Source organism: Prolinoborus fasciculus (assembly GCF_056724605.1).
Map to the genome: position 1 here is coordinate 1 of NZ_JBWZQN010000091.1, position 8,122 is coordinate 8,122.

An 8,122-nucleotide genomic window follows, 5' to 3' on the forward strand; every position below is an offset into this window, starting at 1 on the left:
ACAATCTAAAATATTTGTATTACCTGAAAAAAGGCAAAGGCAATGTCCGCGAGTAGTGAAAATTAAAGCACAAAAATATCCAAGAAAATGCCAGTCAATTTCTTAACTGACTGGCATTACTCAATTGCATGGGGCTTTTTTATGTTTGAGTTTTATCGGTTCACTTAACTTTTCTTCGCAGGTGCTTTTTGCTGCTCAGCCAGCATTTTGTCTACCGCTGCCAAAGACTCTTTGGCCTGTGGAACATTTTGCTGCGCCAGTGCGGCAAAGATTTTCTTCGCTTCTGGCAGATTTTGCGGAACAATACTGCCATTGGCAAACATATTGCCCACTGCCATCAGCGCCGGAATATAGCCTTTTTTTGCCAGTTCCTGAATGCTGCTTAGGCCTTGCTGAATCGGTTTTTCATCTTTGTTTTTGAAACCGCTGCTGATGTCATATAAGGCTTTGGCATGAATGGCCTGCATATTGCCTTTGCTGATCAGCGGTTGCAGCTTTTGCAGTCCGGCTTTATTTGACGCTGCTGTATTTTCAGAAAACAGCAGTATGGCCAGATCAATGCTGGCATCATCAAATTTGGCTGCCGAAGCGCGTTCCAGATGCTGTTTGGCTTTGGTCAAATCCTGTTTGAGTCCGAGTGTGCCGGCTGCATAATTTTTACCCAATACATAATTCGCCACCGGATAACCTTTGCTGGCTGCCTGTTCGTAGAGCTGAATGGCTTTTTTCTCGTCTTTGGTTGTACCTTGGCCGGTTTGGGTCAAATAGCCTAAGTTATATAAAGCCTGGGCGTTTCCTTGACTGGCCAATTGATTCAAAGCGTCATAGGCACCTTTAAAGTTATTGGCTTTGACCATGGCCTCAACTTTTTGGAATTGGGGATCGACTTGATCTTTTACGGTATTTGCCAGAGCGAATTGTGCAGAAAGGGCAAGAACTGTAGCGAGTACTAATTTTTTCATGGTTCCTATAACCTTATTATTGCTGGCACCTTATTCCTTGGTGCGGTTTTAATCATTTTCACTTACATCATAAAAGGATTTTGTGCTTTGTAAATATATAATTTGTCACTAAATACAAATCATCAAAGCACAATACACCGTTTAAATCGATGCATGATTTGGACAGGTTTTGCTCAACCTTGCAGATATCAAAAGGATTACTTTGCTTAAGATGACTTCTCTGGTTAAATCTCGGTTTGAATCAGACTCCCAGGATTTCACCATGTTTGTCAAAACCATTAAACGTCACTATGACAGAATCAATGCTGATGAATCGATTGCCGATGAAGACAAGATTGATGCGCTGCTGATGAAACTTGGTGCAGAGTTTTTGATGAGTCAGGAAGACCGAGTATATGTCTTTCAAAAAGGTGAACTCACGGCAAAGTTTGATGCCAAACATGCGCGGGCCTATCATTTTAAAGATTATGTGGTAAAAGACATGAACAAGCTGTTTCATGGCTTCTAAAATAAAAAAGCCAAGAATTTTATCTTGGCTTTTTTATGAGTTATGCAGTGATTATTGCGGACGCGCTACATCACCGCTCAAAGCTTCAGGAAGCTCCAGAACTTCGAGACCTAGCTCGTTCAATGCTTCAGGTTTTGCCACGACTAGCGCTTTATAACCATTTTCAATCGCGATGCTATTGACGACTTCTACATCATTATTCAGTTTTGTCGCAACATCAGGAGCGGCACCTGTGCCTTGAACCAGATGTAACCAGTGTTTTGGCTTGGCCTTAAACCATAAACGCGCAATCACTTCCTGACCCAGGTAGCAACCCTTGTCGTAGTGAATGCCTTCGCGTTGATGCAAACGTAATTCTTGTGGTTGAAACAGGGTTGCAGTGGCAGCCTGAATCCAGGCCTGACCTGATTCAATGGCTTGCTGTTCCCACATCGTCACATCGGTTTCATTCGCAACGAAGTCAGTATGAATACCATTGATGACTGGATAAACCGGACCAACCAGTTCCAATTTCATTTTTGAAAAGGCGCCAAATTTCTTAATATGATTGGCCAGTTCCGTGGACTGATCTTCAGTGCTTACGATTTCAAAACTTTCCGGACTGATCTTTTTAAGCCATAAGCCAAATTGAATCCGTCCTTTCAGGCTACAGATCGCCGTATAGCGGGTCTGGTTTTCTGCCAAAGTTTCAGTATTCAAAGTCACCTGACCTTGAAGGAATTTTTGTGCATCTACACCATTCAGACTAAACAATGTAAAAGCAGGAGATGCTGCCATAATAAGCCCCGGTTTGAATACTATAAATCAATGCAGTTATTGTGCAGCAAGCATCAAATAGAGGCAAACAAAAAAGCCAACAATCGAAATCATTGGCTTTTAACGAGCAGATCTTTAGTGGTGATGGCTAGCCGGTAATGGCGAATCACAAGGGAATTTTCCTCCACAGACCCGTACGGTTTCCATCATGCCCTGATCTTCATGGTCGAGGATATGGCAGTGCTGTACGAAGTCACCTTCAAATTTCTTGTAATGGCTGCGCACAATATAGGTATAGTTTTGTTTTACAAAAAGCGTGTCCTTAAACTGTCCTTTCATGCCACGGTATTGCACATCATCCAGAACTGGATTCACCGGATCTTCTGGGGCTACTGCCTCACTGACATCCTTACCTTGAGGATTCAAAATTTTAACAATCTGGAACGGGTTAACATGAATATGGAACGGGTTAACATGAATATGGAACGGATGGCCACCAAAACCAGCGCTGGTCAGTTCCCATTCATCAGTCTGTCCAACTTGTAACTGACGGACATATTCGCCATCCACTGAACCATCTCCATCAAAGAAATCTCCAAAACTCAGTGTATCTCCATCTTTTTTATGTCGGAAGCCAAATTTGAATACGCCAGTTCTAGGGTCGGGGCCGAGCGAAAAAGCACTATATTGTTTTGGTCGGGCAGCAACTACTTTATCAATTTCCGGCGTCATCAATGATGGATGATCACTAAACGCAGAAAGATTAAGCTGAGATAACTGGGTCTGGATGTCTTTGCTTAAACCAATTTTTTGTGCCCGATCTTTCAGGAACTGGGCAGCAGTCTGAGGCTTGGTCTTGGCTGCTTTTACATTGACCCATCCCAGCAGTTGGGCATTGAAGCGATGATTTGGAGCAATTTGAGGACCTACATTCGGTAATGGCGCGTTAATTTCATCATCGATATTCAATTTGGTGTCAAAAATGCAGTATCTATTGGTGGTCGGAAAGGCAACCATTGCATCATGACGATAACCAGGATGGAACACGGACAGGGTTCTGGTCTGTACATGATTCATGGTTAAGCCATCTTGCGCGATGGTATGCACATTCAGGCTAATCAGCTTCTCAAATTCAGCTTTCTTGTCTGCCTCCTGATAGGCTGAACAGGCTTTAATAGTTTGTTCTGCGCTAAACTTACTGGAATTGGGAATTTCCTTAATGATTAAACCAATGGTATCGCGTACACCACCATGAATCATGCGCCAGCGGTTAAACTGATTCTGTTCTGCTTTGATCTCACCTAAAATTTTACCATTGATAGAGGTGTAGTAATTCTGGTTAGTCCAGAAGCCACCAATAGACAGATCATTATAATTTTCCAGCATGCCTATACCTACACCTTCACAGTTATTGGGAACAGCGAATGTGATATTAGGGTCGGGGTTGCTACAGCGATATTGGATTTGCTGGAACAACAGGATGTTTTCGTTCGGGTAACTGTTTTTTTCTTTCCATAGAATATCCATATCTCCAGTTGAGGTGACTTTGCCATTTTTGACTTTTGGTGTTCTTGAGCCTTCAACAATCAATGGACCTGCCATGCCATTCGACACCTGAAGAGCAGTTGAACCGTGCAGATGGGCATGATACCAGTAAGTCCCTGCGGGATGATTCGGTTCCATTTTGAACTGATAATCAAATTTTTCCTGAGGTTTGAATTTCAAAAAGACATTATCGCTATTGCCTTGAGGACTGACCCAGAAGCCATGGGTATGCAGGTTGGTGGTATTAAAGCAGTGTGGTTCATTTACATTCTCAACATGAGTTGGGCAGGTTGTTTCTGACTCGGGTGGCAGCTGGTTATTCAGGTTAAGCGCCATGGTTTCACCCTGTTTGACCCGAATCTGTGGTCCGACCAGCTGATCCTCGACATATTCACCGGTTTTTTTCTTATCAAATAAACTGGGTTTGGTTAAATAGCCTCTCAGCAGTACCTGATCCCATAATCCGTTTCTGGGGTTATAGAGTTTGCTGGTTTTATAGGCCACGATCAGCTCATATTTGCCCTTGGCACTTTTCGGTAACAGAGGTGGGTTGCTAATTAAGCTGTCTGATGTTGTCGGAACGGATGTGATGGCTTGGGTGGATGTATTGGGTGTGAGGGATGAGAGGGTTGGGACGGGTTAGATGGATTGGACGGTGGTGATGGATTTTTTGTTCCATCCCAACCGCGAGCTAAGAGCGTCAAAATGGCGGCTATAGCTCCGAATATTGCGATTTTCAACATTTCAGTTCTGCCTGTTATGGTTATTGTTTTAATGTGAGGATTGCGAATAATGTGACATGCGTCACACTGAGCTTCTGATAGTTTTAGAAAATCTGCTATCCCAAATTAGGGGATTGAAATTTTGCTAAATGCGGTGGCAGAACAAGCCTATGAAAACCGGTGCGACTATATTTTTTATCTTTAAAAAAATGCATATAAAATTAATTATTTATTAATGATATTAGTGGTTTATATTAATAATAAAATAAAAATTTAGAGAAATATTTTGCAACATAAGACTAAAGAATAAGACGAATTATTCAGATTTTTTTAGCAAAAGACCGCTTTAAAGCAAAAATTCTAAAGTCTATGTAACAAATTTTTGCGAAAATACCGATTTTTATAATTAAGTATTTGAAAAATATAGAATTTGGGAAATGCTATTTGTGCAGCGTACAATGCTGCTATTACAAAAGTAACTCATCGATATCTATTGATGAATAAAAATAGAGATAAACGAGGGCAGGCAAGCTTATGAACAACAACTACCGTAAACCGCTGCAATCCACCCAGCTGGAATATTATGACGTGCGACAGGCCATAGAAGATATTCAGCCAGGCGCATATGCCAAACTTCCTTATACTTCCAAAGTCCTGGCAGAGCAGTTGGTGCGTCGTTGTGATCCTGCCATTCTGGAACAGTCTTTACGCCAGCTGATTGAGCGTAAACAGGAACATGATTTTCCCTGGTATCCGGCACGTGTAGTGTGTCATGACATCTTGGGGCAAACGGCACTGGTTGACCTTGCCGGTTTACGTGATGCGATTGCCGATCAGGGCGGTGATCCATCGAAAGTCAATCCGGTAGTTCCAACCCAGCTGATTGTCGATCATTCACTGGCGGTTGAGTTTGGTGGTTTTGATCCGGATGCCTTTGAGAAAAACCGTGCCATTGAAGACCGTCGTAACGAAGACCGTTTCCATTTTATTGAATGGACTAAAACCGCATTTGAAAATGTCGATGTGATTCCTGCCGGTAATGGCATCATGCACCAGATCAACTTGGAGAAAATGTCTCCGGTGATTCAGAACCGTGATGGTCTGGCATTCCCGGATACCTGTGTTGGTACAGATTCGCATACACCTCATACAGATGCATTGGGCGTGATCTCGATTGGTGTTGGCGGCTTGGAAGCCGAAAACGTGATGCTGGGCCGTGCATCGTGGATGCGTCTGCCAGATATTATCGGTGTGGAGCTGGTAGGTCAGCGCAAGCCAGGCATTACCGCAACGGACATCGTCTTGGCATTAACCGAATTCCTGCGTAAAGAACGTGTGGTTGGCGCATATTTAGAATTCTTTGGTGAAGGTGCTGACAGCATGTCGGTGGGTGATCGTGCCACGATTTCCAACATGACCCCGGAATATGGCGCAACGGCTGCGATGTTCTATATCGACCAGAACACCATTGATTATCTGACTTTGACCGGCCGTGAACCTGAGCAAGTCAAACTGGTCGAAACTTATGCCAAAGAGATCGGGCTTTGGGCATCAGACATGACCCAAGCGGAATATCCACGTGTGCTGCGTTTCGATTTATCGACTGTGACACGTAATATCGCTGGCCCATCAAATCCGCATGCACGTGTATCTACGGCTGACCTGAAAGAAAAAGGCATTGCCGGTAATTTAGAAGCAGCTCGTGCGCAAGAAGCGGAAGGCTTGATGCCAGATGGCGCGGTGATTATCGCGGCGATTACGTCTTGTACCAATACCTCCAACCCACGTAATACCGTTGCAGCAGGTTTATTGGCACGTAAGGCCAATGAATTGGGCTTGGTGCGTAAGCCATGGGTGAAATCATCTTTTGCACCGGGTTCTAAAGCGGCGGCACTTTACCTTGAAGAAGCTGGCGTACTTAAAGATTTAGAAAAACTGGGCTTTGGTATCGTGGCCTATGCATGCACGACCTGTAACGGTATGTCGGGTGCACTCGATCCAAAGATTCAGCAGGAAATTATCGATCGTGACCTGTATGCAACAGCTGTGCTTTCGGGCAACCGTAACTTCGATGGGCGTATTCATCCTTATGCGAAACAGGCATTCTTGGCTTCACCGCCTTTAGTGGTAGCGTATGCGATTGCCGGTACGATTCGTTTTGATATCGAAAAAGATGCTTTAGGAAACGATAAAGACGGCAATCCGATTTATCTAAAAGATATCTGGCCATCGGATGAAGAAATTGATGCGCTGGTGAAAGTTGCTGTAAAACCAGAACAATTCAAAAAAATCTATATTCCGATGTTCGACTTGGGTGTGAATGAAAAAGCAACAAGTCCGTTGTATGACTGGCGTCCGCAAAGTACGTATATTCGCCGTCCGCCGTATTGGGAAGGGGCTTTGGCTGCACCGCGTACCTTGTCAAATATGCGTCCGCTGGCGATCTTGGGCGATAACATCACCACTGATCATTTATCACCATCGAATGCTATTGTTTTAGACAGTGCTTCAGGTGAATACCTGAAAAAAATGGGCGTGCCTGAGGAAGACTTTAACTCCTATGCAACGCATCGCGGTGATCACCTGACCACGCAACGTGCGACTTTTGCTAACCCGAAACTGTTTAATGAAATGGTGGTGCGTTCTGACGGCGCCATCAAACAGGGTTCGAAAGCACGTGTGGAACCTGAAGGCGAAGTGATGCGGATGTGGGAAGCGATTGAAATCTACATGAACCGTAAACAGCCGTTGATCATTATTGCCGGTAAGGATTATGGTCAGGGTTCGAGTCGTGACTGGGCAGCAAAAGGTGTACGTCTGGCGGGTGTAGAAGCGATTGTAGCAGAAGGTTTTGAGCGTATTCACCGTACCAATCTGGTTGGTATGGGCGTGTTACCGCTTGAGTTTAAGCCGGGTACAGATCGTAAGACTTTAGGTCTTGATGGTACTGAGCTGTATAGCGTGATTGGTAATATCGCGCCACGTTCGACTTTAACTTTGGTAATTGAGCGTTCAACCGATGATGGTAAGAACCAGATTATTGAAGTGCCAGTCACTTGCCGTTTAGACACTGAAGAAGAAGTGCATGTGTATGAAGCGGGTGGGGTATTGCAGCGCTTTGCACAGGATTTCTTGGAAGGGAATGTGGCTTGATGAGTTAAGCTGAAAGCAATTTACTTATACTATATAAGACCCTGCATTGATGTGGGGTTTTATGTTTTTAGGTTATTATAAATATAGTGATAAAGTTGTATATGAAAAATAGTATTGAATATTAAATCAAATTCTGAAAAATTAATGGTGTTTTGATTAGTGAATATTATTTTCTCAAAAAGTTCTTTTTTCCCATAATATTTATCTAAATCAAACTTTTTATTTGATGGATTGTAAGTGCGTGTACCAATACAAGAACCTGTAATACTACTATCATAAAAATCTTCAATTACTTTGTTTTCTGGTAATTGAATTAAATATAAATTTTCGAAAACATGAAAAAATTTTAATAAGTTGACAAAAATAACTAATGATGCGAAAAGGTTTTTTTAGTTAACAGATGTTCACACATGCCTAGAATTGTTTCTGTACCACTTAGTTTAGAACAGCGAGAACGACTCATTTTTCTGGTCAAG

General features: G+C 43.0%; 5 protein-coding genes. 2 read left to right on the forward strand and 3 right to left on the reverse strand.

The window, feature by feature from the left end:
* Positions 1-164 precede the first annotated feature (164 nt).
* Complete coding sequence (locus tag AC1P5O_RS15605; RefSeq protein WP_129717788.1) at positions 165-962, reverse strand: tetratricopeptide repeat protein; 798 nt, start codon at positions 960-962, stop codon at positions 165-167.
* A 262-nt stretch (positions 963-1,224) separates the two neighbouring features.
* Here AC1P5O_RS15605 and AC1P5O_RS15610 point away from each other — a divergent pair, with 262 nt between their 5' ends.
* Positions 1,225-1,470 carry a hypothetical protein gene (locus AC1P5O_RS15610; RefSeq protein ID WP_004645929.1) on the forward strand — a complete coding sequence of 82 codons (246 nt, stop codon included), beginning with the start codon at positions 1,225-1,227 and terminating at the stop codon, positions 1,468-1,470.
* A gap of 51 nt (positions 1,471-1,521) precedes the next feature.
* On the opposite strand, the gene ygfZ is transcribed toward AC1P5O_RS15610, so the two are convergent.
* Complete coding sequence (gene ygfZ / locus AC1P5O_RS15615) at positions 1,522-2,247, reverse strand: CAF17-like 4Fe-4S cluster assembly/insertion protein YgfZ (protein ID WP_129717786.1); 726 nt, start codon at positions 2,245-2,247, stop codon at positions 1,522-1,524.
* A 114-nt stretch (positions 2,248-2,361) separates the two neighbouring features.
* Positions 2,362-4,275 carry a multicopper oxidase family protein gene (locus tag AC1P5O_RS15620; protein ID WP_228719751.1) on the reverse strand — a complete coding sequence of 638 codons (1,914 nt, stop codon included), beginning with the start codon at positions 4,273-4,275 and terminating at the stop codon, positions 2,362-2,364.
* Between the two features lie 752 nt (positions 4,276-5,027).
* Here AC1P5O_RS15620 and acnD point away from each other — a divergent pair.
* Positions 5,028-7,646, forward strand: a complete 2,619-nt coding sequence (gene acnD, locus AC1P5O_RS15625) for a Fe/S-dependent 2-methylisocitrate dehydratase AcnD (RefSeq protein ID WP_129717784.1) — start codon at positions 5,028-5,030, stop codon at positions 7,644-7,646.
* The last annotated feature ends 476 nt before the right edge of the window (positions 7,647-8,122 follow it).

Excerpts from the sequence above, each read along its gene's own strand:
- acnD (WP_129717784.1), top strand. The coding sequence starts at position 5,028 with ATGAACAACAACTACCGTAAACCGCTGCAATCCACCCAGCTGGAATAT.
- ygfZ (WP_129717786.1), bottom strand. The coding sequence starts at position 2,247 with ATGGCAGCATCTCCTGCTTTTACATTGTTTAGTCTGAATGGTGTAGAT.
- AC1P5O_RS15610 (WP_004645929.1), top strand. The coding sequence starts at position 1,225 with ATGTTTGTCAAAACCATTAAACGTCACTATGACAGAATCAATGCTGAT.
- AC1P5O_RS15605 (WP_129717788.1), bottom strand. The coding sequence starts at position 962 with ATGAAAAAATTAGTACTCGCTACAGTTCTTGCCCTTTCTGCACAATTC.